The organism is Kitasatospora sp. NPDC101176 (assembly GCF_044768035.1).
Taxonomy (GTDB): Bacteria; Actinomycetota; Actinomycetes; order Streptomycetales; family Streptomycetaceae; genus Kitasatospora.
This window is the reverse complement of sequence record NZ_JBIWPA010000016.1, coordinates 1-22958: the sequence shown is the minus strand read 5'-3', so window position 1 is coordinate 22958 and position 22958 is coordinate 1. Positions and strand designations below refer to the sequence as shown.

General features: G+C 75.3%; 17 protein-coding genes. 7 read left to right on the top strand and 10 right to left on the bottom strand.

What is annotated here, in order from left to right:
• Positions 1-253: 253 nt before the first annotated feature.
• Positions 254-940, bottom strand: a complete 687-nt coding sequence (locus ACIRS1_RS21775) for a response regulator (protein ID WP_402842283.1) — start codon at positions 938-940, stop codon at positions 254-256.
• Positions 941-984: 44 nt separating this feature from the next.
• The gene (locus ACIRS1_RS21770) at positions 985-2232 is read right to left on the bottom strand and encodes a sensor histidine kinase (RefSeq protein ID WP_402842280.1); all 1248 of its coding nucleotides are present in this window, start codon (positions 2230-2232) and stop codon (positions 985-987) included.
• Positions 2233-2666: 434 nt separating this feature from the next.
• On the opposite strand from ACIRS1_RS21770, the gene ACIRS1_RS21765 reads away from it, so the two are divergent.
• Positions 2667-4901 (top strand): MMPL family transporter, encoded by a 2235-nt coding sequence (locus ACIRS1_RS21765; RefSeq protein ID WP_402842278.1) that lies wholly within the window; start codon positions 2667-2669, stop codon positions 4899-4901.
• 113 nt (positions 4902-5014) lie between these two features.
• On the opposite strand, the gene ACIRS1_RS21760 is transcribed toward ACIRS1_RS21765, so the two are convergent.
• A complete protein-coding gene (locus ACIRS1_RS21760; RefSeq protein ID WP_360223026.1) occupies positions 5015-5884 on the bottom strand; it encodes an SDR family NAD(P)-dependent oxidoreductase in 870 nt (289 codons plus the stop codon).
• A 58-nt stretch (positions 5885-5942) separates the two neighbouring features.
• Here ACIRS1_RS21760 and ACIRS1_RS21755 point away from each other — a divergent pair, with 58 nt between their 5' ends.
• Entirely contained in the window at positions 5943-6602 is a 660-nt protein-coding gene (locus tag ACIRS1_RS21755; RefSeq protein ID WP_402842275.1) for a TetR family transcriptional regulator, read from the top strand.
• A gap of 75 nt (positions 6603-6677) precedes the next feature.
• On the opposite strand, the gene ACIRS1_RS21750 is transcribed toward ACIRS1_RS21755, so the two are convergent.
• The 4 genes from ACIRS1_RS21750 to ACIRS1_RS21735 form a co-directional block, all read right to left on the bottom strand.
• On the bottom strand, positions 6678-7958 hold the full coding sequence (locus ACIRS1_RS21750; protein ID WP_402842272.1) for a hypothetical protein: 1281 nt from the start codon (positions 7956-7958) through the stop codon (positions 6678-6680).
• Between the two features lie 109 nt (positions 7959-8067).
• Positions 8068-8466, bottom strand: coding sequence for a DUF4440 domain-containing protein (locus ACIRS1_RS21745; protein ID WP_402842269.1), 399 nt, complete (start codon positions 8464-8466; stop codon positions 8068-8070).
• A 118-nt stretch (positions 8467-8584) separates the two neighbouring features.
• Positions 8585-10102: an MFS transporter gene (locus ACIRS1_RS21740; protein ID WP_387899068.1), complete on the bottom strand. Its 1518-nt coding sequence runs from the start codon at positions 10100-10102 to the stop codon at positions 8585-8587.
• Positions 10103-10292: 190 nt separating this feature from the next.
• A complete protein-coding gene (locus ACIRS1_RS21735) occupies positions 10293-11186 on the bottom strand; it encodes an NADP-dependent oxidoreductase (protein WP_402842267.1) in 894 nt (297 codons plus the stop codon).
• Between the two features lie 70 nt (positions 11187-11256).
• Here ACIRS1_RS21735 and ACIRS1_RS21730 point away from each other — a divergent pair, with 70 nt between their 5' ends.
• Positions 11257-11865, top strand: coding sequence for a TetR/AcrR family transcriptional regulator (locus ACIRS1_RS21730; RefSeq protein ID WP_402842264.1), 609 nt, complete (start codon positions 11257-11259; stop codon positions 11863-11865).
• Between the two features lie 52 nt (positions 11866-11917).
• Here ACIRS1_RS21730 and ACIRS1_RS21725 read toward each other — a convergent pair whose 3' ends face one another.
• On the bottom strand, positions 11918-14626 hold the full coding sequence (locus ACIRS1_RS21725; protein ID WP_402842611.1) for a SpoIIE family protein phosphatase: 2709 nt from the start codon (positions 14624-14626) through the stop codon (positions 11918-11920).
• A 211-nt stretch (positions 14627-14837) separates the two neighbouring features.
• Positions 14838-15395 (bottom strand): TetR family transcriptional regulator, encoded by a 558-nt coding sequence (locus tag ACIRS1_RS21720; protein ID WP_360223132.1) that lies wholly within the window; start codon positions 15393-15395, stop codon positions 14838-14840.
• A gap of 139 nt (positions 15396-15534) precedes the next feature.
• Between ACIRS1_RS21720 and ACIRS1_RS21715 the strand changes: the two genes are divergently transcribed.
• Positions 15535-18459, top strand: a complete 2925-nt coding sequence (locus ACIRS1_RS21715) for an AAA family ATPase (protein ID WP_402842608.1) — start codon at positions 15535-15537, stop codon at positions 18457-18459.
• A gap of 96 nt (positions 18460-18555) precedes the next feature.
• On the opposite strand, the gene ACIRS1_RS21710 is transcribed toward ACIRS1_RS21715, so the two are convergent.
• On the bottom strand, positions 18556-19947 hold the full coding sequence (locus ACIRS1_RS21710; protein ID WP_402842261.1) for a family 16 glycosylhydrolase: 1392 nt from the start codon (positions 19945-19947) through the stop codon (positions 18556-18558).
• A 424-nt stretch (positions 19948-20371) separates the two neighbouring features.
• Between ACIRS1_RS21710 and ACIRS1_RS21705 the strand changes: the two genes are divergently transcribed.
• The 3 genes from ACIRS1_RS21705 (at position 20372) to ACIRS1_RS21695 (ending at position 22605) form a co-directional block, all read left to right on the top strand.
• Entirely contained in the window at positions 20372-21031 is a 660-nt protein-coding gene (locus tag ACIRS1_RS21705) for a hypothetical protein (protein WP_402842258.1), read from the top strand.
• Positions 21028-21408 carry a winged helix-turn-helix domain-containing protein gene (locus tag ACIRS1_RS21700; protein WP_402842256.1) on the top strand — a complete coding sequence of 127 codons (381 nt, stop codon included), beginning with the start codon at positions 21028-21030 and terminating at the stop codon, positions 21406-21408. Before ACIRS1_RS21705 ends, ACIRS1_RS21700 begins: the two co-directional genes overlap by 4 nt.
• Positions 21409-21558: 150 nt before the next feature.
• Positions 21559-22605 (top strand): hypothetical protein, encoded by a 1047-nt coding sequence (locus tag ACIRS1_RS21695; protein ID WP_402842253.1) that lies wholly within the window; start codon positions 21559-21561, stop codon positions 22603-22605.
• The last annotated feature ends 353 nt before the right edge of the window (positions 22606-22958 follow it).

The following is a 22958-nucleotide window of genomic DNA, read 5'->3' as shown; positions in this document are numbered from 1 at the left end:
GGCGGCGGCGGGGGCCGCCCCCGGGCGGCCCCCGCCGGGGCGGCCCGGGGCGCCCGCGCCGCGCCCCGCGCCGTGGGCGGCGGGGCGGGCGGCCGGGGCGCACGCGCCCCCCTCGGACCGCCACCGACCTTGGCGAACAACGATTCTGATCAACCGTCAGGATCTCGGCGTGCACCCGTCACGAGCGCCACCGGGGCCGCCCGCCGGGCCGTGGCCGTGCGGTGTCCGGGGCCGTGGCCGGGCAGGGTCCGGGCTACCCGGAGGCTCCCCCGGCGGGCGGTCCGGCGGCGGCCGTCCGGGCGGACACCAGACCCGACTCGTAGGCCGCGATGACCGCCTGGGCACGGTCCCGGACGCCGAGCTTGCCGAAGACACCGGTGATGTGGTTCTTCACCGTGGAGACGCTGAGGTCCAGGCTCCCGGCGATGCCGGCGTTGTCGAGCCCGGTGGCCATCAGCCGCCACACCTCGACCTCCCGCGGCGTCAGCTCGGCCAGGTCGGCGCCGCGCGGCGGCGGGGCGTCGTGCGGGGTGCGCACGTAGGTGGAGATCAGCCGGCTGAGCAGGCGCGGCGCGACGACGGCCTCGCCCGCGTGGACGGTGCGGATCGCCGCGCTCAGGTCCTCCGGGGAGCTGTCCTTGGGGAGGAAGCCGCAGGCCCCGGCGCGCAGGGCTCCCACCACGTACTCGTCCATGTCGAAGGTGCTGAGGGCCAGGACCTTGCAGTCGGGCACGGTCGCGGCGAGCTCCCGGCTCGCGCCGATCCCGTCGAGCACGGGCATCCGGATGTCCATCACCACGACGTCGGGGCGCAGCCGGCGGGCGAGTTCCACGGCCTGCGCGCCGTCCTGCGCCTCGCCCACCACCTCGAGCGCCGGGTCGGGGGAGAGGATCAGCGACAGGCCGCGGCGGACCAGCGGCTGGTCGTCCGCGATCAGCACCCTGATCCTCGGCGCGCCCGGCGCCGCTCCCGCCCCTGCCCCGGTCACCGGGCCACCTGCTCGTGCTGGACGGCGGCCTCGGCGCTCTCCTCCGCGGCCAGCGGCAGCTCGGCCACCACGGCGAACCCGCCGTCGGCCTGCGGGCCCGCCGTCAGGGTGCCGCCGTGCAGGGCGACGCGCTCGCGCATGCCGACCAGGCCGTAGCCGCTCCTCGGCCGTGACGGCTGCTCCTGCGGTCCGGCGCCCGCGCCGTCGTCCCGCACCTCGACGGTGACGCCGTCCCGGCGGTACGTCAGCCGCACGCTGGTACGGGCGGTGCCGGCGTGCTTGTGGGCGTTGGTGAGCGCCTCCTGGGTGATCCGGAACACCGTCAGGGCGGCGGTCGGCGGCAGCGGGCGCCGGGGCCCGTGGACGCTGAACTCGGTCGGCAGGCCGGCCCGTCGGGAGTCGGCGACCAGCCGGTCGAGGTCCTCGACGCCCGGCTGCGGCTGCGCCGGCGCGTCCTGGTCCTCCGGCTCGTCGCCGGCCCGCAGCACGTCGAGGAGCTGGCGCATCTCGCGCAGGGCGAGCCGCCCGGAGGACTCCAGGGTGACGAGTGCCTCCCGGGCCACCTCCGGTGTGCCGAGGTTGGCCCGGGCGCCGCCGGCCATCAGCTGCATGGTGGTGATGTGATGGGCCACGATGTCGTGCAACTCCCGGGCGATGCGGCGCCGTTCCTCGGCCACCGCCCGATCGGCCAGCAGCCGCCGGTTGGCCTCCACCTCCCGCTGCCAGCGGTTGACCACCAGCGCGGCGCCGGCGACGATCCCCGCGGACAGCGGCGCCGACACGGCGTTCTGCCAGGACGGGACGTGGCCGGCCGACTGGCTCAGCAGCGTCACCGCCACCGTCGCCACGACCGCGACCGCCGTCACCGGGCCGGGGCAGGACCTGGCGACCGTGAACAGCGCGACCACCAGGACGGCGCCGAAGTGGCTGGGCAGCGGCAGCGTCAGGGCGGCGGCCGCGTCGAGCGCCAGTGCGGCGGCCAGCGCCGTGACCGGGTGGCGGCGCCGGGCGAGCAGCGGCGCCGCGGCCAGCCCGACGAGCAGGAACCCGGCCACGCTGACGTCGGGCCCGCCGTCGGCGGACGAGCCGCTGCCGGGCGGGGCGAAGAAGACGTAGCTGAGCAGGTTCAGCGCGCAGGCCCCGCCGGCCACCAGGGCGTCGTTGCGGGTCAGCGGGGGCTCGGCGCCCCCGGCGTCCGGCCGTGGCCGGGCGCCGTCGGGCCCGGTGTGTCGGCGCCTGTGCATGGTGGTTCTCCCTGTGTCCGGCTTCTCCGCCTCCGGGCCAGCGTGTCACAGCCGCGGTGGGGGCGGCACCGGCGGCCCCGGAACCGGGCTCCTCGCCCGGCGGCCGGGACAGGGTCGCTGACCAGCACCGGGACGGCCTCCGGGGCCGCGCCGGGGACTGCGCCCGGGCCGCGGCGGGGCCGGGCGGACGGCGGCGACCGGGACCGCGACCAGGACCAGGACCAGGGTCCTGGGTCCCCGACCGCGGCAGGACCCAGGCCCCCTCCCCGGATCCTCCGTCGCCAGGACGCCGACGGGACGGTCCGGGTGATGGTCTGGAGTCCGGCCGGGAGCCCCCGGTCCGAGGGTCCGTCCCCGAACCCCCGTCGCCCCGCGGACGCGGGTCGGCAGACGGACCCGAGCCCCGTGACAGCCCGTCCGTCGGAGGACAGCACGTGATCCGCGCCCTGACCCGATTCTCGACCAGACACCCGTGGAAGGTCATCGCCCTGTGGGCGGTGCTGGGCTTCGCCCTGGCCGGCCTCGCCCCGTCGCTGATGGCCCGGGTGACCGAGAGCCAGACCGGGGACTTCCTGCCCCGCAGCTACGACTCGGCCGCCGCGCTGCGGATCGCCGAGGAGCAGTTCGGGGTCGACCCGGACGCCACCACGGTCACCGTGCTGGTCGCCCGGGCGGACGGCAAGGCCCTCGGGGCCGCCGACGAGGAGCGGGTGAAGGCCGAGGCGGCGAAGCTGGCCCAGCGCCGGGTCGTCATGCCCAGGGCGGACGACCGGCCGCAGTTCCTCGTCCCCGACCGCTCCCAGACGCCCCGGATCGCCCCGGCGATGGTGGCTCCCGACCGGAGCTTCGAGCTGCTCTCCGTGGAGCTGGTCGGCAACGCCGCCGACGAGGGCGTCCAGGGGGTGTTCCGCAGCTTCCGGGACTCGGCCCGGACGCAGTTCGCCGAAGCCGGCCTGCGCACCGGGTTCACCGGGAGCCTCGCCGAGGTCGTCGACGGCGCCGACGCGCACGGGACGGCGGCCAAGGTCGGCGGCATCCTGGTCACGGTGCTGATCGTCGTGCTCAACGTGCTGGTGTTCCGCAGCGTGCTGGCGGCCCTGCTGCCGCTGCTCGCGGTGGCCGTCATCGGCGGTGTGGCGGGGGGAGCGGTCGCCGGCCTGGCGCTGCTCACCGGACGCAAGCTCGACGCGAGCACCCCGTCGCTGATCAGCGTCGTCCTGCTCGGCATCGGCATCGACTACCTGCTGTTCCTGCTGTTCCGCTTCCGCGAGCACCTGCGGGCCCGGCCCGAGCAGCCGGCCCGGGAGGCGGCCGCGCAGGTCGCCGGCCGGGTGGGCGGCGCGATCACCTCTGCGGCGCTGACCATCGTGGCCGCGTTCGCCACCCTGGGCCTGGCCAGCTTCGGGCAGTTCCGCTCCCTGGGCCCCGCGATCGCCGCGGCGGTGCTGGTGATGCTGCTCGGCAGCCTGACCCTGATGCCGGCGCTGCTCGCGGCCGCCGGGCGCCGGATGTTCTGGCCCTCCCGGTCGCTGCGGCGGGTGCCGGCCGCCGGCCGCGCCGGTCGCTTCGGCCTGCTGGTCGCGCGCCGGCCGCTGACGGTGCTGACCGCCTCCCTGGCACTGCTGGGCGCGCTCGCCGCCGGCCTGATCGGCATCCGGATGGACTACGGCCGGGGCGACTCCGGCTCCGGGACCCCTGCCGCGGCCACCGCGACGGAGATCTCCCGCGCCCTGCCCGCCGGCGTGTCGGACCCGACGAGCGTCTACGTCGCCGCCACCGACGGCGCGCTCCTCACCACGGCCCGGCTCGACGAGCTCTCCCGGGCGCTCACCCGGGTCGAGGGGGTGGGCCAGGTCGCACCGACCGTCCTGAACCAGGACCACCGTGCCGCCAGGATCGACGTCTACCCGACCGTGGACCCGCAGAGCCCGCAGGCCCGCGAGCTCGCCTCCGGACCGGTCCGGGACGCCGTGGCCCGGCACACGCCGGCCGGGACCCGGGCCCACGTGGGCGGGACGGCGGCGATCTTCGCCGACGTCGCGACGGCCGTCGACCACGACCTGAGGATCGTGTTCCCGGTGGCGGCCGCACTGATCGCACTGATCCTGCTGCTGCTCCTGCGCAGCCTGCTCGCACCGGTCGTCCTGATGCTCGCCGTCGGGCTCGGCTTCGCCGCGACCCTCGGCGCCGCCACGCTGCTGTTCCAGCACTCCCTGGGCAGGCCGGGGGTCAGCTTCACCCTCCCGCTGGTGCTGTTCCTGTTCGTCGTGGCGCTGGGCACCGACTACAACATCCTGATCACCGACCGGATCCGGGAGGAGATGCAGCGGCCCGGTCCGGCGCGCGCCGCCGTCGCCCGCGCCGTCCGGCACACGACCCCGGCCATCGCGACCGCCGGCCTGGTGCTGGCCGGCTCGTTCGCCACCCTCGCCACGACGCCGGGCAGCGAGCAGATCGCCTTCGCGATGGCGCTCGGCATCATGCTCTCGGCGCTGGTGCTCTCCCTGCTGCTGGTGCCCGCCGTCGCGGCCCTGCTCGGCCGGGCGATCTGGTGGCCGGTCCGCCCCCGGCCCGCCGCGGCTGCGCCCGCCTGGACGCCCCCGGAGCCGTCGGCCGGCGAGCGGAGTGACCACTCGTACGCCGACTCCCGTTCCTGGTCACACATGTGAGGAAATCTCGACGCGGAACGCCCGGGCCACGGCCCGGGCGTTCCGCGCTGCGCGCCTCCGTGCGTCCCGCTGCGCCCCGGTCGGCAGGTGCGGGGCGGTGCGGGGACGCGCGGTCAGTGCGGTGAGTCGGCGGGGAAGGGCGCGGGGTAGGCCTCGGCGAAGTCGGCCGAGCGGGCGACCTCGCGCCACTTCGTGTCCTCCTCCAGGAGTCGGCGGTCCATGGCGATGGAGCCCTCGGCCGCGTTGACCCCGAGCGGCAGGTGGTGGGGGACGTCGTTCCGCTTGGCCATCCGGACGAGGATCCCGGCGGCGCGGACGGGGTCGCCGGCGGCGCCGTCGCCGCTCTGCCGCAGGCGCTGGTTGACGGCGCCCACCGTCTGCGCGTAGGCCTCCGGGATGTCGTGGACGACCATCGAGGAGCCGGCCCAGTCGGTGCGGAACCCGCTGGGTTCGACGACCAGCACCTTCACGCCGAAGGGCGCCGTCTCGGCGCGCAGGACGCGGCTGAACCCGTCGATGGCGAACTTGGCGGCCTGGTAGGACGCGATGCCGGGGGAGCCGCCGACCCGCCCGCCCATCGACGAGAACTGCATGACCAGCCCGCCCTTCTGCTCGCGCAGCAGTGGGATCGCGGCCTTGGTGACGTGGTAGACGCCCCAGAAGTTCGTCTCGAACTGGGCGCGGAAGTCGGCGTCCTCGGTGGTCTCGATCGGCGACACGTTGGCGTAGCCGGCGTTGTTCACCAGGACGTCGATCCGGCCGAAGCGGCGGTGTGCCTCGGTGAGTGCCGTGCGGGCGGCTTCCGGGTCGGTGACGTCCAGCGCGAGCGGGAGGATCCGGTCGCCGAACTCTTCGGCGAGGTCGGCCAGTTGCTCGGGCCGACGGGCGGTCGCGGCCACCCGGTCACCGGCCTCCAGGGCGGCGCGGACGAGGGTGCGGCCGAAGCCGCGGGAGGAGCCGGTGATGAACCAGGTCTGTTCCATGCCGTTAGTGAAACACTGTTGCGGTAATAGTGCAACGCCGTTGCGCTAACATGGATGGGTGGAGACATCGGAGTTTCAGCGGGCCCGCTCGCCCGAGGCCAAGCGCCGGCGCGAGGCCGCGATCCTGGAGGCGGCCCGGTCGCTCGGCCGGGAGCGCGGGATCAGGGACGTCACCCTGACGGACATCGCCGCCGCCGTGGGCATGCACAAGTCCGCGCTGCTGCGGTACTTCGAGACCCGCGAGGAGATCTACCTGCGGCTGACCGCGGAGGGCTGGCAGGAGTGGTCCGACGCCCTGTCCGCGCGGCTGAGGGAGACCACCGACCCGGGCCCGGCGGCCGTGGCCCGGGCGTTCGCCGCCACCCTCGCGGCCCGCGGCATGTTCTGCGACCTGCTCGCGCACGCCCCCCTCAACCTCGAACGCAACGTCTCGCTCGACGCGGTGCGCGCGTTCAAGCTCGCCACGCTCGCCGCCCGCGGGCCGATCACCGAAGCCGTCCGTGAGCACCTGCCCGGCCTGGACGAGCAGGACGTGGTCGACCTGGTCGCCACCGCCGTCTCCCTGGCCGGGGCGCTGTGGCAGATCGCCAACCCGGGCGCGGAGGTCGCCGCCCTCTACCGCAGCGACCCCCGGCTGGCCCACGCCGTGGTCGAGGTCGAGCCCCGGCTCGCCCGCATCCTGACCGCCACCGTCACCGGGCTGGTGCGGTCCGGCTGAACGCCCGGGCCGATCGGGGCCGGAGCGTGGTTCAGGGCCTCCCGTCCGGGCCCACCGGCCACCCGATCCCGCCGGTCACACCGTGTGCCCGGTGCCGGGCGCGGAGCCCCGGTCCTCGGCGGCCGCGCCACGGCACAGGCCGAACCGGGCGAGCAGACGGTCGACGTCCTCGGCCGTGCCCTCGACGGCTATCGGGCCGTCGACGCGCAGGGTCAGGTGGGCGAAGCGGGGCGCCAGCTCGGCGAGCGCGGCCCGCGGGTCCTCCAGGTCGTCACCCCCGCCGACGGCCAGCTCCCGGAGGGCCAGGGACTCCAGCCCGGCGAGGACCGGGGAGTCGGCGAGCGCCGACAGGACCTCGATGGACGGGGCGTCGAACTCCACCCTGCCGAGGTCGAGGTGCCTGAGCGCGGGGTACGGTGCCGCCGCGAGCTCGTCGAGCTGCTCCACCGGGCAGCCGACTCCGAACACGTCGCAGCCGAAGTCGACTTCCAGGGACGCCAGTTCGGGAAGGTGGCCGAGGGCGAAGACGGAGCCGTCCGAGACGGCCGGGCCGCGGACCCGCAGCCGGGTCAGACCGTCGTGGTCCACCGAGTGGAACAGGAAGGCGCCCTCGAGCTCCAGGGTGCGCAGGGCCGGGAGCGAGCCCCACATCGCGGTCTGCACGAGGCCCCGGTCGTGGTGCTCCAGCGGATCGAGCCGACGCCCCGTCGAGGCCGTGCCGTCCTCGTAGAGGAACTCGAACCCGTAGCCGAAGTACAGGTGCTCCAGCCGCGGGAACGGGCGTGCGGCGACGGCGCGCGCGGCCGGCTCCGCGGAACGGTGGTAGTCGGTGAGGTGCAGCTCCAGGACCCGCAGCCGGCGCGCGGCGGGGTGGGCGAGCAGCGCGCCGATCAGGGCGCCCTCCCACTGCTCGGGGTCGGCCGGGTCGGGGCCCTCCGGACCGGCGGCCGGGGCCGGGCACTCCGAGCGGAGGCGCCCCACCAGCTCGCCCCGCTGCGCGCGGGTGTCCCCGGCGAGCCGGAAGCACGCCTCGTCGAGGAAGCCGCGGCTCCAGGTGAAGCGCCAGGAGCCGTCCTCCCGCAGCGCGCCCAGCCCCAGCCGCCGCTCCACCTCCCGGTAGGCGGCGGCGAGTTGCTCCCGGTCCTGGTCCGTGCCGCCTGCGCTCCCGCAGCGGTGCTCCAGCCGGATCGCCGCGCCGCGCGGGTCGCCGGCGTCCGACAGTCGCTGCGCGTAGGCGAGCCACGGCTCCCAGTCCGCCGTCCGGGCGCCGACCGCCCCCGTGCCGGGCGCATCCTCCGGGAGGGGTGCATCGTCGAAGAGGTGCGCATCGGAGAGGTGCGTGCCGAAGTAGTCCATCCGTCCTCCGCAGGTGGCCGGCGGTCTCGGGCCTGATCCGGACGCGCCGGGGTCCACGGTAGGGTCCGTCGCCGACACGGTGCAGGGCCGTCCGGTCCCTGGCGCTCCGTCAGGAGTGGTCGTGCCAGGAGATCGCCGCGATCCGCCAGCCCCCGGAGGTCCTGACGAACTGGATCGCCTTGCTGCCGGTGCCCTCGTACGGTGCGCCGTCGAGCACCCCGGACTTGCGGTACTCGCAGAAGCGCGAGGCGATGTCCCCCGCGACGTCCGTCCGCTCGGAGGTCTCCCACTCGGAGAACTCGACGAGCCGGCCGCCCGTCAGCAGCTCCTCGCGCGGCGCGATGAACTGCTCCACCGAGTAGACCGTCAGCTCCGGCCCGGTACGGAAGATCACGCCCTCCGGCAGCACCAGCCGGCGGATCCGCGCGACGTCGGGGGCCTTGCCTCCCCGGTTGTCGAAGGCGCCGAAGAACTCGGCCGTCACCGCGTCGATCTCACCCTTGGACATGGCCCCGACGGTAACACCCGCCCTCCTGGCCCGTCCTGCGGCCCCGGACCGGCCGGACGACCCGGCCGGTCCCGCCCCCGCCCCCGCTCCGGAAGCGGGAACGGGCCCAGGGCGGGCCCTACGCCTCCTGGCGGTCGATCTCGCTCTCCCGGACCAGCCAGAGGGCGAGCACGGCGCCCACCAGGCTGACCACCCCGCCGAGCATCAGCACCAGGTTGAGGCCGTCGAGGAAACCGGCGCGGGCGGCGGCGGTCGCGGCCGCCCGGGCCGGCTCGGGGAGGGCGGTGAGCGCCTGCTGGAGGCTGCCGGAGGAGGCGGCCTCGATGAGTTCGCGCGGACGGGCCCCCTCCGCGGTCGGTGAGCCCGCCGTCAGCTCGCGGATCCGGTGCGAACCCCGCCCGACGAAGATCGCCCCCCAGACGGCGATGCCGACCGCGATGCCGACCTGCCGGAAGGTGTCGTTGATGCCGGCCGCCATGCCGCTGCGCTCCTTGGGCACCACGCTCACCGCGACGTCGGCGATCACCGGGTTGATCAGGCCGACGCCCGCGCCGCCGACCAGGAAGCCGGGCAGCAGCCCGGTCCAGGTGTCGGTGGGCTGGATGTCGCCCATCAGCAGCAGGCCCGCGCCGACCGCGACGAGGCCGACGAAGAGCATCAGCCGGGCCGGCACCCGGGAGAGCAGCACCCCGGCCAGCGGCGCGACCAGGAAGCTGAGCACGGTGATCGGCAGGTAGCGCACGCCCGCCGCGAACGGCGAGAGCCCGAGGTAGTCCTGCAGGTAGAGCGTCAGGTAGAGGAAGAGGGCGAACAGCGAGCTGGAGACGGCGAACGCGGCCAGCTGCACCCCGGTGAACGCGTGCCGGCGGAACAGCCCGAGCGGCAGCATCGGCTCCGGGACCCGGCGCTCGATCACCACGAACACGGCCAGCAGGACGGCCGCGCCGACGAACAGTCCGACGATCAGCGCGCTGCCCCAGCCTTCGGCGTTGCCGCGCACCAGCGCGAGGACGAGCAGGAACAGTCCGCTGCTGAAGGCCGCGACCCCCGCCCAGTCGATCCTGGTCGCGTTGGGGTCGCGGCTCTCCGCCAGCTTGAGGTAGGTGACGGCCAGGGCGGCCACCCCGATCGGCACGTTGAGGTAGAAGATCCACTCCCAGCCGAGCGAGCTGGTGAGCGCCCCGCCGATGAGCGGTCCGACGGCGACCGCCACCCCGATCGTCGCGCCGTAGACGCCCATCGCCGTCCCGCGCTCGCGGCCCGGCGGGAACTCCTGCGCGACCAGGGCCAGCGAGACCGCGAACATCACCGCGCCACCGACCCCCTGCACGGCCCGCGCGACGTTGAGGAAGGTCGGGTTCGGGGCCAGCGCGCAGAGCAGCGAGGCTCCGGAGAAGACCACCAGCCCGGCGGCGAAGGCGCGGCGCCGCCCGAGCCGGTCGGCCAGCGAACCGGCCGTCAGCACCAGGGTCGCCAGCGACAGGGCGTAGGCGTCGAACACCCACTGCAGGTCGGTGAAGCTCGCGTTCAGGTCCTCGCGGATGGACGGCAGGGCGACGTTGACCACGGTGATGTCGAGCAGGAGCATGAACGTCGCGACCGAGACGGCGATCAGCGTCCACCACTTGCGTTGCACGGCTGCCGGTCTCCTCAGGCTTCGACGGGGCGCACGGATCCGCCGGCCTGCGTGCGGGTGGCGGTGCCGTCGACCGTACGCACCGCCACCGCCCCGACCCCGGCGGAGGCGTTCCGACGCGCCCGGGCAGTCCCCGTCCGGTCCATGGGGGAGGGCCGTCCTCGGCCGCTCGTCCGGCGTCACCGGGCCCTCAGACGATCAGGACGCGGCGCCCGCGGGTGTGGCCGGCCTGGCTGTCGACGTGCGCCGCCGCGGCGTCGGCGAGCGGATAGGACTTCTCGACGGGGATGTGGAGCGCTCCCCGGGCGATCAGGCGGACGGCTTCGGCGAGCGCGGCGGGCACGCTGCCGGCCGTGCCGGAGAACCGGACGCCGTGCTCGGGTGCGCCGAGATCGGCGATCGAGACGACCCTGCGCGGATCCCCGGTGAGCTCGACGAGCTCGCGGATGACACCCGAGCCGGCCAGGTCGAGCGCGGCGTCGACGCGGCCGAGCCGCCGTACGCGCTCGACCCAGCCCTCGCCGTACGTCGTCGCGGCGGCCCCGAGGCTCCGCAGGTAGTCCTGGTTCGCGGCTCCGGCCGTGCCGATGACCGCGATGCCGCGGTCGCGGGCGATCTGCAGCACCGCCGATCCGACGCCCCCGGCCGCGCCGCTGACCAGCAGGGTCTGCCCCGGCCGCACTCCGACCTCGCGGAGGACACGCAGTGCGGTCTCCACCACGGACGGGTACCCGGCGGCCTCCGCGAAGCCCAGCCCGTCGGGCATCCGGGCCCAGGCCGACAGCACCGCGAACTCGGCGTAGGTGCTCGACCCCTCGCCGAACACGCGGTCGCCGACGGCGACCCCCTCGACGCCCGGCCCGACCTCGTCCACCACCCCGGCGGCGTCCAGCCCGACTCCGGACGGGAACGCGATCGGGTGGGCCTTCAGGGCCTGGCCCTCACGGATCCGCCAGTCGACGGGGTTGACGCCCGCGGCCCGCACGGCGATGCGTATCCGGCCCGGGCCCGGGTGGGGCTCCTCGGCGTCCACGAGGCGCAGGACGTCCGGTCCGCCGAACTCGGCGAAGTTCACTTTCCTCATGCCCGCCACCGTAGGACTAACGGTAAGGTTTTCGCAACGGTTAGGAATTCCTAGCTGGTAGGGTCGGCGCATGCTGCCCCCCGGACGCCGCGAGCGCAAGAAGGCCGAGACCCGGCGGAAGATCGCCGACACCGCCCGGCGACTCTTCCTGGAGCGCGGATACGACGCGGTGGGCATCCGTGACGTGGCCGCCGAGGCCGACGTGGCGGTGACCACGGTCTTCGCCCACTTCGCCTCGAAGGAGGCGCTGGTCTTCCAGCAGGACCAGGAGTTCGAGCAGGGGCTCGTCCGGGCGGTCACCGACCGGACGCCCGACGAGCCGCTCGTCCCCGCGCTGCGCCGCGAGGTCCTGGCGCTGGTGCGGCACTGCACGGCCGACGGCTCCGCACCGATCCGGCGGATGATCGAGGCGTCACCGGCCCTGCGCGCCTACGAGGACTCGATGATGCTGCGCCACGCGCAGGCGCTGGCCGCGGCCGTCGCCGCCGATCCCGGGCAGCCGCGGAGCGCGACGGCCTGCCGGGCGCTCGCGAGGTTCGCGGTCGACGCCTACGGGCTGGCCCGGGAGGCCGACGATCCGCAGGAGGCGGTGGACGAGGTCTTCCGGATGATCGGGGCCGCCTGGGGCGCCGCAGCCCCGGCCGTCACCCCGGCCGCGGGCACTGCCACCGGCAGCTGAGTCCCGGGCGCCGTCCGGCAGGGAGCAGTGGGCCGGTGGGTCGACGACGGACCTACGCGTCCTCCGGCCAGTCGTCGTCCGGCCAGTCGTCCAGGGACCAGACCGGCGCGACGGCGCCGCTGCCCGCGCCGCCCGGCTGCGGGAACTGCTCGGCCCAGATGATCTTGCCCTGGGGGGTGTACCGGACGCCCCAGCGCTCGGTGAGCCGGGCGACCAGGAACAGGCCGCGGCCGCCCTCGTCGTCGGCGACGGCGTACCGCAGGTGCGGGGCGGTGCTGCTGGTGTCCGACACCTCGCAGATCAGCGTGCGGTCGTACAACAGCCGCACCGTGATCGGGCCCGTCCCGTAGCGGATCGCGTTGGTCACCAGCTCGCTCAGCACCAGTTCGGTGACGAAGGCGGCCTCGTCCAGACCCCACGCGGTGAGCTGGCGGGTCGCCCGGGCCCGGGCCCCCGCCACGGACTCGAAGGCCGGGTCCACCTCCCACTCGACGATCCGCTCGGGTTCCAGCACCCGGGTGCGGGCCACCAGGAGGGCGATGTCGTCGGTCTGGCGGGCGGGCAGCAGCGCCTCCAGCACCGCGTCGCAGACGTCCTGCGGGGACCGGCCGGCATGGCCCAGCGACGCACTGAGGACGTCCAGCCCGATGCCGAGGTCGCGGCTGCGGTCCTCGACGAGACCGTCGGTGTAGAGCACCAGGCTGCAGCCCGGCGGCAGCCGCACCTCCAGCGCCTCGAAGGGCATCCCGCCCAGGCCGAGCGGCGGGCCGGCGGGCAGGTCCAGGAGCTCCACCGTGCCGTCCGGGTGCACCACGGCGGGCGGCGGGTGGCCCGCCCGGGCCAGGACGCAGGTCGCGGTCGTGGGGTCGTAGATGGCGTAGAGGCAGGTGGCGCCGGTGATCGCGAGCGCGCCCTCCACCGCGGACGTCTCCTGGTCGATGTGGGAGACCAGGTCGTCCAGGTGCCCGAGCAGCTCGTCCGGCGGCAGGTCCAGGGTGGAGAAGTTCTGGACGGCGGTGCGCAGCCGGCCCATCGTCGCGGCCGCGTGGAGGCCGTGGCCGACCACGTCGCCCACGACCAGCGCCACCCGGGTGCCCGACAGCGGGATGACGTCGAACCAGTCGCCGCCGACCCCGGCCTGGGCGGGCAGGTAGCGGTACGCGACGTCCAGGGCGTTCTGCTCGGGCAGCGCGCGCGGCAGCAGGCTGTGCTGCAGCGTGACGGCCATCGTGTGCTCGCGGGTGTAGCGCCGGGCGTTGTCGATGGACACCGCGGCCCGGGCGGCCAGTTCCTCGGCCAGCGACAGGTCGTCCTCGTCGAACGGCACCTGGTCGCGGCCGCGCCAGAAGGAGGCGACGCCCGTCAGCACGCCCCGGGCCGTCAGCGGCACGGCGATCAGCGACACCAGGCCGAACTCCACCACCGCCCGGGTGCGCTCGGCGTCCTGCCGGCGCCACCCGGCGTCGGCCGCCACCTCGGGGACGAGCGCGGAGCGACCGCTCACGAAGCCCTCCGCGTGCGGCGTGCTCCCGGCCCAGGTGACCAGTTCCCCCGGTGGGTAGAGCGGGGCGTCGTTGCGCACGCCCGTCACCGCCACCCGCCGCAGCTCGACCGGGGCGCCGACCGTCAGCGGGTGCGGCTCGTCGCCGTGCAGGACGTCGTCGGCGAGGTCGACGGTGGCGTAGTCGCAGAACTCCCTGGCGGCCGTCCGGGCGAGCTCCTCCGCGGTGCGCCGGACGTCCAGGGTCGTGCCGATCGACATGCTCGCGTCGTAGAGCAGCCTCAGCCGGCCGCGGGCGACCTCGGCCTTCCCCGCGAGGGCGAGCAGCTCGGTGGAGTCGCGCAGGGTGGTGACGCTGCCGGACGGGCCGCCGCCACTGTCGGTGGGGCGGGTGTTGACGGCCAGCAGGAGGTCCCCGACGGGGAGTACCTCGTCGCTCACCGAGCGTCCGGAGAGCAGCAGTTCGGTGGTGCGGGCGTCGAGGCCGAGGTCGGTGACGGCGCGGCCCTCGACGTCGGGCGGCAGGTCGAGCAGCCGGCGGGCCTCGTCGTTGGCGAGCCGGACGGTACCGTCGCCGCCGACGATGGCCACGCCCTCGCGCACCGCGTGCAGCACCGCGTCGTGGTGCTCGTACATGCGGGTCATCTCCTCGGGGCCCAGCCCGTGGGTCTGCCGCAGCAGGCGTCTGCTCACCAGCGCCGTCCCGGCCGTGGCCAGGCCGAGCGCGACCGTTCCGGCCCCCAGGACGACCGGCAGCTGGTGGTTGATCGCGCTACTCACGTTGGCGACCTTCATCCCGGAGGAGACGATGCCCACCACCGCGCCGTTGGGGTCCTCCACCGGGACGACCACCTGGTACTCCTCGCCGAGCGGGCCGTGCACCTGCTCGACGGTGACCTTGCCCTCCAGCGACGGCTCGATGGTGCCGACGAACTTCTTGCCGATCTGCTCCGGCTCGGGGTGGGTGTAGCGGATGCCGTTCCGGTCGGTCACCACGATGAAGTCGACCTGGGCGTCCTTGCGGGCCGCCTCCGTCAACGGCTGGAGCACCGCGCTGGGGTCGGGGCCCTGCATCGCCGCCACCAGCCCGGGGCTGTGGGCGAAGGCCTCGGCCGCGGCGAGCGAGCGGTCACGCGCCGCGTCGAACCGGTCGCTGCGGGACTGGATCAGCAGCGCGACGACCGCCGCCACCACCAGCAGCACCACGATCGACACCTGCAGCAGGAACATCTGCCCGGCGACGCTGCGCAGGCTCATCATCGACCGCAGGGGTCGCACCGACTGCTCCCGTGCCCCCGCGCGTCGGTCGCCCCGCCCACGACGGCCACCCGGCCGACGCCGCGGCGGCCGGGGGGCGGGGCCCGTGTCTCTGGCCATACACCCATGGTCCCCCCGCGCACGACCGGGACACCTCGCGGGGGTCGCGCGGTGCGACGGGTGGGGTGCCACGGGCGCGGCCCGTGCCCGCGGGTCAGTGCGCCAGGGCGGTGACCACGCGGTGGATCAGGTCGCGGCGCCCGGCCCGGTCGGCGCTGCCCAGGACCGTCAGGACCTCGGGGTTGGAGGCCGACCACAGCATCGCCACGTGCACCAGCAGGGCGAACAGGACCTGGGGCTCGAACCGGGTCGAGATCAGCCCCCGGGCCTGCGCCTCGGCGATGGCGGCGCTGCGGCCGCGCACCTCGGCGACCCCGAGGTCGTTCAGCGCGTCGCCGTGCTCCAGCCGCTGCCAGGTGATGAGACGGGGCATGTCGGGGTGTTCGGCGTAGAGGTCGCTCAGGCCCGCCGCGAACCCGGGCAGGTCGTCCGCGTCGAACGGCACGCCGACGACGATCTGCTCGACCAGCTCGTTCCAGACGGCGTCGAACAGCCCGGCCTTGTTCCCGAAGTAGTGATAGATCTGCGCCTTGTTGCTGCGCGCGGCGGCGGCGATCCGGTCGACGCGGGCGCCGTGCAGCCCGTGCGCGGCGAACTCGGCCCGCCCGGCCGAGACGAGTCTGCGCCTGGTGGCCTCGGCGTCGCGCTCCATGCACCCAGCTCCTAACCAACCGTTTACTTGACATGCTCTGTCGGGGCACAGTCTAATCAACTAACCGTCTAGTTGAATAGGGTCGCGGGCGCGCACCCGGGGGCAGGGGAGGGATCCGGGCTTGGAACCGGGCGTGGTGATGGTCGGTCGGGACGGCGAGCGGGAGCAGTTGTCCGCGTTCGTGCGGGCCCCCGGCGGAGCGGCCCTGGTGCTCCGGGGAGAGGCGGGCGTCGGCAAGAGCACCCTGCTCGACCTGGCCGCGCGGCTCGCGGCTGAGGACGGGCACTTGGTGATCCGGGCCACCGGGGTGGAGGCGGAGGCCGAGCTGCCCTACGCCGGGCTCCACCAGATCCTCCACCCGCTGCTCCCGGTCGGCGCACACGCCGGTGGACAGCCCGGCGGACAGGCCGGTGAACAGCCCGGCGAGCACCCCGGCGATCCGTCCGGCGATCCGTCCGACGGATCGTCGGAAGGGTCGTCGAACCACGCGTCCAGGGCCGCCCTCGACGCCGCCTTCGGCCGGATGGAGGGCCCGCCGCCGCCCGTCATGGCCCTCGGCATCGCCGTGCTCAAACTGCTGTCCCGGGCGGCCTCGAAGCGTCCGCTGCTGCTCGTCCTCGACGACGGCCAGTGGCTGGACGAGGCCAGCGCCGACGTCTGCGGATTCGTCGGCCGCCGACTGGCCGGCAGCCCCGGGGTGAAGCTCCTGGTGGCCGTCCGCGGGGACGTCGCCTCGCGGTTCGACACCGCCGCGCTGCCGGAGACGCCGGTCGGGGCGCTCGCCGACGCGGACGCCGCGTGCCTGCTGGACCGGCACCACGCGGGGCTCGGCGAGCGGATCCGCGGCCTCGTCCTCGACCAGGCCCGCGGCAATCCGCTGGCCCTGCTGGAGCTGCCCACCCACCTCGCCTCCCGTCCCGGCCACCACGCGGGGGAGGACCTCCTCGGCCCGCACGGCGTCCCGCTGCCCCGGCGGATCCAGGAGATCTACGCCGTCCGCCTCGCCGGACTCGACGACACCGTCCGGAGGGAGCTCCTGACGGGCGCCCTCGACGGTGCGACGGCCCGGTCCGGCGACGGCCCGGGCCCGACCCCGACCGCGCGGTACCGCATGCGCGGCGTCGACGCGGCGGTGGCGTGCGGCCTGCTGGTCGTCGAACCGGCCACCGGCGACCTCGCGTTCCGCCACCCGCTGGTGCGCTCGAGCGTCGTCCAGCTGGCCACCACCGACCAACGCCGGGACGCGCACCGGGTGTTGGCCCGGGTGCACCGGGAGAGCCCGGAGCGGCGCGCCACCCACCTGGCGGCCGCCACCGTCGACCCCGACGAGCGGGTGGCCGCAGCCCTGGAGGCCGCGGCCCGGTCGGCGACCCGGCGGGGCGGCGCGCGGATGGCCGTGTCCTGGCTGACCCGTGCCGCGGAACTCAGCGAGAACCGCTCCGACCGCTCCCGGCGGCTGGGTGACGCGGCGTACGTCGCCGGGCAGGCGGACCGCCTCGGCCAGGCCCGCAGCCTCGCCCTGGCCGCGTCCGCGCCCGGTGCGGAGGAGAACCCCGCCGCGGTCCTCGCCAACGCCTACCTGGCGCTGTACCAGGACGGCGACGTCCGGGCCACCCACCACCAGGTCGCCGCGGCGGTGGAGCGACTGCGCGACGGCCGCGCCCCGGACGGGGGCGTTCCGGGCGGCCCGGGCGCCGCCGACGGCCCGGTGGCCCCGGACGGCCCGGACGGCCCGGTGCGGCGCGACGAGGTGCTCGACCGGCTGGTCAGCCTCCTGCTCGCCGTCAGCCAGTACGACGGCAGCCCCACCGCCTGGCAGCGCACCCACGAGGTCCTCGGGTCCCTCGGCGAGCTCGCCACCGAGCGGGCCCGGATGTACGGCAGCACGTGGAGCGACGTGGTCCGGCACGGCGCCGGCTGGTGCGCTCCGGTGGAACGGGCCGGGGCCGTGCTGGAGGACCAGGACCCGTGGGACGTGACGCGGCTGGCCGTGTCCGCCTACCACCTCGACGTCCTGAGCCCGCTGCGCCCGTACCTGGAGCGCGTCGTGGACCGTGAGCTGGACACCGGGGCGATGTCCAGCGGCATCGTGATGCTGCACCTGATCATGCTCGACCAGATGGGGCTCGGTCAGTGGGAGGCCGCCGAGCGCACCGGACACCGCGCCCTGGCCCTGTCGGCCGAACGCGGCCACGGACTGTTCGCCCACCAGGCGCGGGCCTACCTCGCCCAGCTCGCGGCCGTGCGCGGGCGGGCGGAGGAGGCGCGCGACCTCCAGGCCGCGGTCGACGCGTGGGCCCGCCCGCGCGGCATCGGGTTCCTGACCCAGATCGCGGACGCGGTCGGCGCGACCACCGCACTGAGCGCCGGCGACTACGAGACCGCGTTCCTGTACGCCATCGGCATCACGGCGCCGGGGGCGTTCCGCCCCTACGCCTACCAGGCGTCCAGGACGCTGCTCGACCTGGTCGAGGCGGCCCTGCACACCGGGCGCGTCGACCAGGCCCGGGCCCACGCGCTGGCCGCGCGCGACGCCGGCCTGCCCGAGCTCTCGCCCCGCCTGGCCCTGATCACCTTCGGGGCGCTCGCGATGACGGCCGACGACGAGGCGGAGGCGGCGGAGCTGTACGCCCGGGCCCAGTCCCACCCGGCCGCCGAGCGGTTCCCGTTCGAGCTGGCCCGGATCCGTCTCGCGCACGGGATCCGGGTGCGCCGCGCCCAGGGCGGCGCGGCGGCCCGCGTCACCCTCTCCCAGGCGGCCGAGACGCTCGACCGCCTCGGCGCCACCGCGTGGGCCGAGCGGGCCCACGCGGAACTGCGGGCCGCCGGCGTGGTGCCCCACACGGCCGCGCCCGCCCCGGTCCAGCTGACCTGGCAGGAACGCCGGATCGCCGAGCTGGCCGCCCGGGGCCTGACGAACAAGGAGATCGGGGACCAGGTGCGGCTGTCCCCCCGCACGGTCGGTTCCCACCTCTACCGGGCCTTCCCGAAGCTCGGCATCACCACGCGCGCCGCCCTGCGCGACGCCCTGACCGGACTGGCCGACCGCGCCACCGCGCCCTGACCACGCCGGGACCGGGGCCCGACTGCGGCCCCGACCGTAGCGGCCCGGCTCCGCGGGGAGTCCGCGGGGCCGGGCCGGTGGGTGGGGCCGGTCGGGTCAGTGCTGCCAGACCCGCACGTAGTCGACCTGCATGTCGGCGGGGGCGACGGCCGGGTACTTGGCGTCGACCGCATTGTCGAGGATCAGGTACATCGGCGCCGAGGTGATGCCGGAGGTGATCTGTCCGACCTTCACACCGTCGTAGTAGTAGGTGACCGAGCCCGGCGCCCACTCGGCGCCGTAGGTGTGCCAGCCGCTGAAGTCGCCGTGGGCGCACGATCCGGGGCCGCCGGCGTCGGAGTGGAAGTGGTAGCAGGCGTCGCCGCCCAGACCCTCCATCACGTCCAGCTCGCCGTCGGTCGGCCAGTTCTGGCCGTCCGCCCAGAAGGCCGGCCAGTTGGCGACCTGCGAGCCCGACGGCGGCGAGTAGATCCGGGCCTCGAACGCACCGTAGGTGAACTGGGCCTTGCCGTTGGTGTTGATCAGGCCCGAGGTGTACGGGTAGGTCTTGCCGTTCACGGTGGCCGGCTTCTGGGCCACCGCCAGGTGCAGGCTGCCGCCGCTCACCGAGACCTGGGACGGGGAGTACGCCGCGGCCTCCTGGGAGTTCACCGGCTGGGTCGTGCAGGTGCTGCAGCCGAACCAGTTGGGGTTCCACTTGGCGGCGTCGAGCGAGGTGCCGTTGAACTCGTCCGCGAAGACCGGGCGCCAGGAGCCCGAGATGCCCAGCGGGCCGGCGGAGGTGCCGGTGGTGGGGGAGGCCGTGGCGGTCGGCGACAGCGGGGAGGTGGCCGTCGGCGACGGGGTGCCGGTGGCGGTGGGGGAGGGCGTGGCGGTCGCGGTGGCGGTCGGGGACGGCTTCGCGGTGGCGGTCGCGGTGGCGGTGGCGGTCGGCGACGGGGTGGCGGTCGCGGTGGCCGTCGGAGACGGCACGGTGGTGGGCTTCGCCGTGGCCGTGGCCGTGGGCGTGGCCGTGGCCGTGGGCGACGGGCTCGGTGCCGGAGTCGTCACGGCGCCCGAGGTGAAGGTGCTCACCGGGGTCAGGTTGTGCCAGCGGTTGCCGCTCTCGTACGCCACGAAGTAGGTGTACGTGCCGGCCGGGAAGGTGCGGCCCTGCGGCGTGAACGTGAGCTGCGAGGAGGTCAGCGTCGCCGGGATCGCGCCGCGGAAGTCGTCGTGGGTGCCGTCGGCCGCGCGCACCGCGACGGTCAGCGCCTGGACCGCGGTCTGGCGCGTCGCGTGCAGCTTGGCGGTGGCCGTGACCGGGCTGGTGGCGGCGGAGCCGGTCGGCGTGATCGAGAGCGAGTCGACCACCACCGGCTCGGTCGGCGCGCTCGGCATCGCCCAGGCGGCCGCGCCGCTTCCGGTGGCGGCCAGTGCGATCCCGAGGGCGAGGAGACGGCGCCTGGCGCTGGGCGTGCTGCGGCGGTGCTTCGAGTGTCTGGGCATCAGAGGGAGGACCCTTTCGTTCCCCCCTCGACTGCGGACTCGGAGCAGCCTGGGGGAGGAGACGGTCCGTACGCAAGCCCGGTGTCGGGCCGGAGCCGGCGGCATCGATCGTGTACCCGGCGAAGTCTCCTGGTCAGGTGGGGTTTCGGGAGCGCGTCACCGGCGGGCTGTGATACGGCGCACAGCGGAGTGCCCGGTCGCCGCCCGGGCCGGCTCGGAGGGGGCGGCCGAATTCCCTTGGCAGGCTTGCCGGGTGGTGATGTTTGTGGGCAATCCGGACAAATGGCTTGAAGGTCGAGAATCCGTCCACGGGTACCCGCCGCGGCCCGTCCCGTTCCGCCGGGTCCGCGACTGCCCCGTCCTCGACGGGCCATTCGCAAACAGATCTCTAGACGCAATCAGTTTGTCATGCAAACCTGTTCCCATGACGACTCACTCCGCCCCGTCCGCGGGCGATCCCCACCACCTCCTCGCCATGAAGCGGGCGCTGGTCCACCGCGTCCGCCGCGAGCAGCGCGGTGCCTGGTTCGCCCTCCTCGTCTTCGCCGCCGTGCGGTTCGGAGCGGCGCCGGTGGTCCGCTACGGCCAGGGCGGTCACCACCCCGGAGAGCTGCCGCCCGCCATGTGGTACTGGCCGGTGGCGCTGGTGCTCGCCTACACCGCGATCACCTGGTTCTACCTGCGACGCTCCGCCCGCCTCGGGGTGGGCACCCGGGTCGGACCGTACCTGGCGCTGGGCATCGGCCTGGTCGTGCTCATCGCCGCCTACGTGACGTGGCAGGTCCTGCATCCCGGCTCCCTCATCACCTTCCGGGAGCGGTCCCTGCTCTCCGTCGCCTTCGACACGGTGGTGAGCCCGGCCGGCACGATCGGCCTGGCGCTGCTGCTGCTCGCCCGGATCGAGCGGAGCTGGCCGCTCCTCGCCGTCACCTGCGGGTACCTTGGCCTCATGATCCGTTCCGGTGACCATCCCGCCCTGACCCCGTGGGGCTTCCCGGGCATCCTGTTCGAGGGGGGAGTGCTGCTCCTCGGCGGTGTCGGCCTCGCCCTGCTGCAGTGGGTCCAGGGGCGGTCGGCCGCATGACCGGACACCCCACCAGCAGCCTCGACGACGTCGTGCACCAGCGCGTCCGGCTGGGCATCCTCGCCGTGGCCAAGGAGGCCCGGCGGGTGGAGTTCACGTTCCTCCGCAGCACGCTCGGACTCACCGCCGGCAACCTCTCCCAGCACCTCGCGGTGCTGGAGAAGGCGGGCCTGGTCACGATCGACAAGGGTTACGAGGGCAAGCGGGCCCGCACCTGGATCCAGCTCACCAGGGCGGGCAAGAAGGCCCTGCACGACGAGATCGCGACGCTCAAGGCCCTCATCCACCAGCTCGAGGGGCCCGCAGTGCCCGCCGGGCCCGGGGGGCGCGACGGGGAGACCGACCCGGGGCCGGCCGCCGCCCCCGCACCGGGCTGAGCGTCCGGCGCGCCGGGCCGGGCCCTCGGATTTTGGACTAGACCAATGCCGATCCGGTCAACTCCTTCACACCTTCTCCATTCCTCCCGCCGCTCCTCGTAGCGTGGCCACGCCTCGCACAACGCGTGGCCACAGCCCTGGGAGAGCTCTGTGAACTCGCTTACGGCCAAGACCCGTTGGGCCATCGCCCTCGCGGCATCCGCCGCACTCCTGTGCTGCGCCGCACCGGCGGTTGCCGCCGGGCCCGCCGGTGCCGCCGACACCGCCGTCGGCTGGCGGGTGTCCGGCATCGCCGTCAGCGCCGACGGCAACCACGCCTACGTCGTCGCCCAGGACCACGTCGGCAGCGGCCACCCCAACCTCCTGCGCACCGTCGACACCCGCACCGGCGCCGTCGTGGCCCAGACCCTGCTCAGCCAGGACGGCACCGCCGGCCGGCCGGCCCTCAGCCCCGACGGCAACCGGGTCTACGTGCTCGCCGCCGACCAGCTGCTGACCGTCGACCTCGCCACCGGCAGCGTGCCCTTCCGCACGCCCGTCGACGGCCCGCGAGCGCTCGCCGTCAGCGCCGACGGCTCCCGGGTGTTCGTCACCCAGCAGGGCACCTCCGGTCCCGGCCGGGTGCTGGTCTACGACACCTTCGCCCGCTCCTTCACCGGCGCCGTGACGCTGGGCGACCCCGACGTCGACGGGATCGCCCTGCACAACGGCGGCGCCGACGCCTACGTCGCCACCGGCGCGGGCGTCGTCCACCTCGACCTGACCTCCCCCGTCCCGACCGTCACCCGCACCGTCCGGCCGCTCGCCGCCGCGACGGAGGTCACCGCCTCCCGCGAGGGCACCCGCCTCTACGCCCTGGGCAGCCGGTCCGCCCAGGGCTCCGGCTACGAGCTCGACCCCTTCACCGACACCTCCCGCACCGTCTTCACCCTCGGCGGCCCGGCCTCCTCCGCCGACACCCACCTCGTCTCGGTCACCCCGGACGGCAGCCGCCTGTTCGTCCTCAAGGACGGCTGGAAGCCCTCCGCCACCGTCCTGGCCTACGACACCGCCACCAACACCGCCCTCCCCGCCGCCGACCTCACCGGCTTCGGCCTCGACGGCGTGGGCGCCACCGCCCTCGGCCCCGACGGGCACACCCTCTACCTGGCCGGACCGCGCGGCGAGACCAGCTACCTGAAGGCCGTCGCCTTCTGACGCCGCCGCCCGTCAACGGCGCGCCGCGGGCCGGGGCACTCCAGGGTGATCCACGACGGCGGATCGGCCGCACCGGACGATCCGCCGAGCCCGGCCCGGGCCCGGCCCGAGCCCGCCGGGCGCCCCGTTCGGCCCGTTCGGCCCGGAACCCAACTACCGCCCCCGCCGGGCCCGCTGGGTGACGGCGTGGCGCGGACTCGGGCCGCCCGGTGGCGACGGGCGTCCGGGCGTGGGGGGGCCGGCGCCCCCCCCCCCCCGGGGGGGCGCCCCCGGGGGGGGGGGGGGTCGGGGGGGCCCGCGCCCCCCCGGGGCGCGCCCCCCCGCCCCCCCCCCCCCCCGCCCCAGGGCGGGCG

What these genes read in the sequence shown, in the direction of transcription:
- ACIRS1_RS21725 (WP_402842611.1), bottom strand. Translation starts at nt 14,626, where the DNA reads ATGATGAGCCTGCGCAGCGTCGCCGGGCAGATGTTCCTGCTGCAGGTG.
- ACIRS1_RS21735 (WP_402842267.1), bottom strand. Translation starts at nt 11,186, where the DNA reads ATGAGGAAAGTGAACTTCGCCGAGTTCGGCGGACCGGACGTCCTGCGC.
- ACIRS1_RS21720 (WP_360223132.1), bottom strand. Translation starts at nt 15,395, where the DNA reads ATGGAGCGCGACGCCGAGGCCACCAGGCGCAGACTCGTCTCGGCCGGG.
- ACIRS1_RS21745 (WP_402842269.1), bottom strand. Translation starts at nt 8,466, where the DNA reads ATGTCCAAGGGTGAGATCGACGCGGTGACGGCCGAGTTCTTCGGCGCC.
- ACIRS1_RS21715 (WP_402842608.1), top strand. Translation starts at nt 15,535, where the DNA reads ATGGTCGGTCGGGACGGCGAGCGGGAGCAGTTGTCCGCGTTCGTGCGG.
- ACIRS1_RS21730 (WP_402842264.1), top strand. Translation starts at nt 11,257, where the DNA reads ATGCTGCCCCCCGGACGCCGCGAGCGCAAGAAGGCCGAGACCCGGCGG.
- ACIRS1_RS21770 (WP_402842280.1), bottom strand. Translation starts at nt 2,232, where the DNA reads ATGCACAGGCGCCGACACACCGGGCCCGACGGCGCCCGGCCACGGCCG.
- ACIRS1_RS21700 (WP_402842256.1), top strand. Translation starts at nt 21,028, where the DNA reads ATGACCGGACACCCCACCAGCAGCCTCGACGACGTCGTGCACCAGCGC.
- ACIRS1_RS21705 (WP_402842258.1), top strand. Translation starts at nt 20,372, where the DNA reads ATGACGACTCACTCCGCCCCGTCCGCGGGCGATCCCCACCACCTCCTC.
- ACIRS1_RS21750 (WP_402842272.1), bottom strand. Translation starts at nt 7,958, where the DNA reads ATGGACTACTTCGGCACGCACCTCTCCGATGCGCACCTCTTCGACGAT.
- ACIRS1_RS21760 (WP_360223026.1), bottom strand. Translation starts at nt 5,884, where the DNA reads ATGGAACAGACCTGGTTCATCACCGGCTCCTCCCGCGGCTTCGGCCGC.
- ACIRS1_RS21710 (WP_402842261.1), bottom strand. Translation starts at nt 19,947, where the DNA reads ATGCCCAGACACTCGAAGCACCGCCGCAGCACGCCCAGCGCCAGGCGC.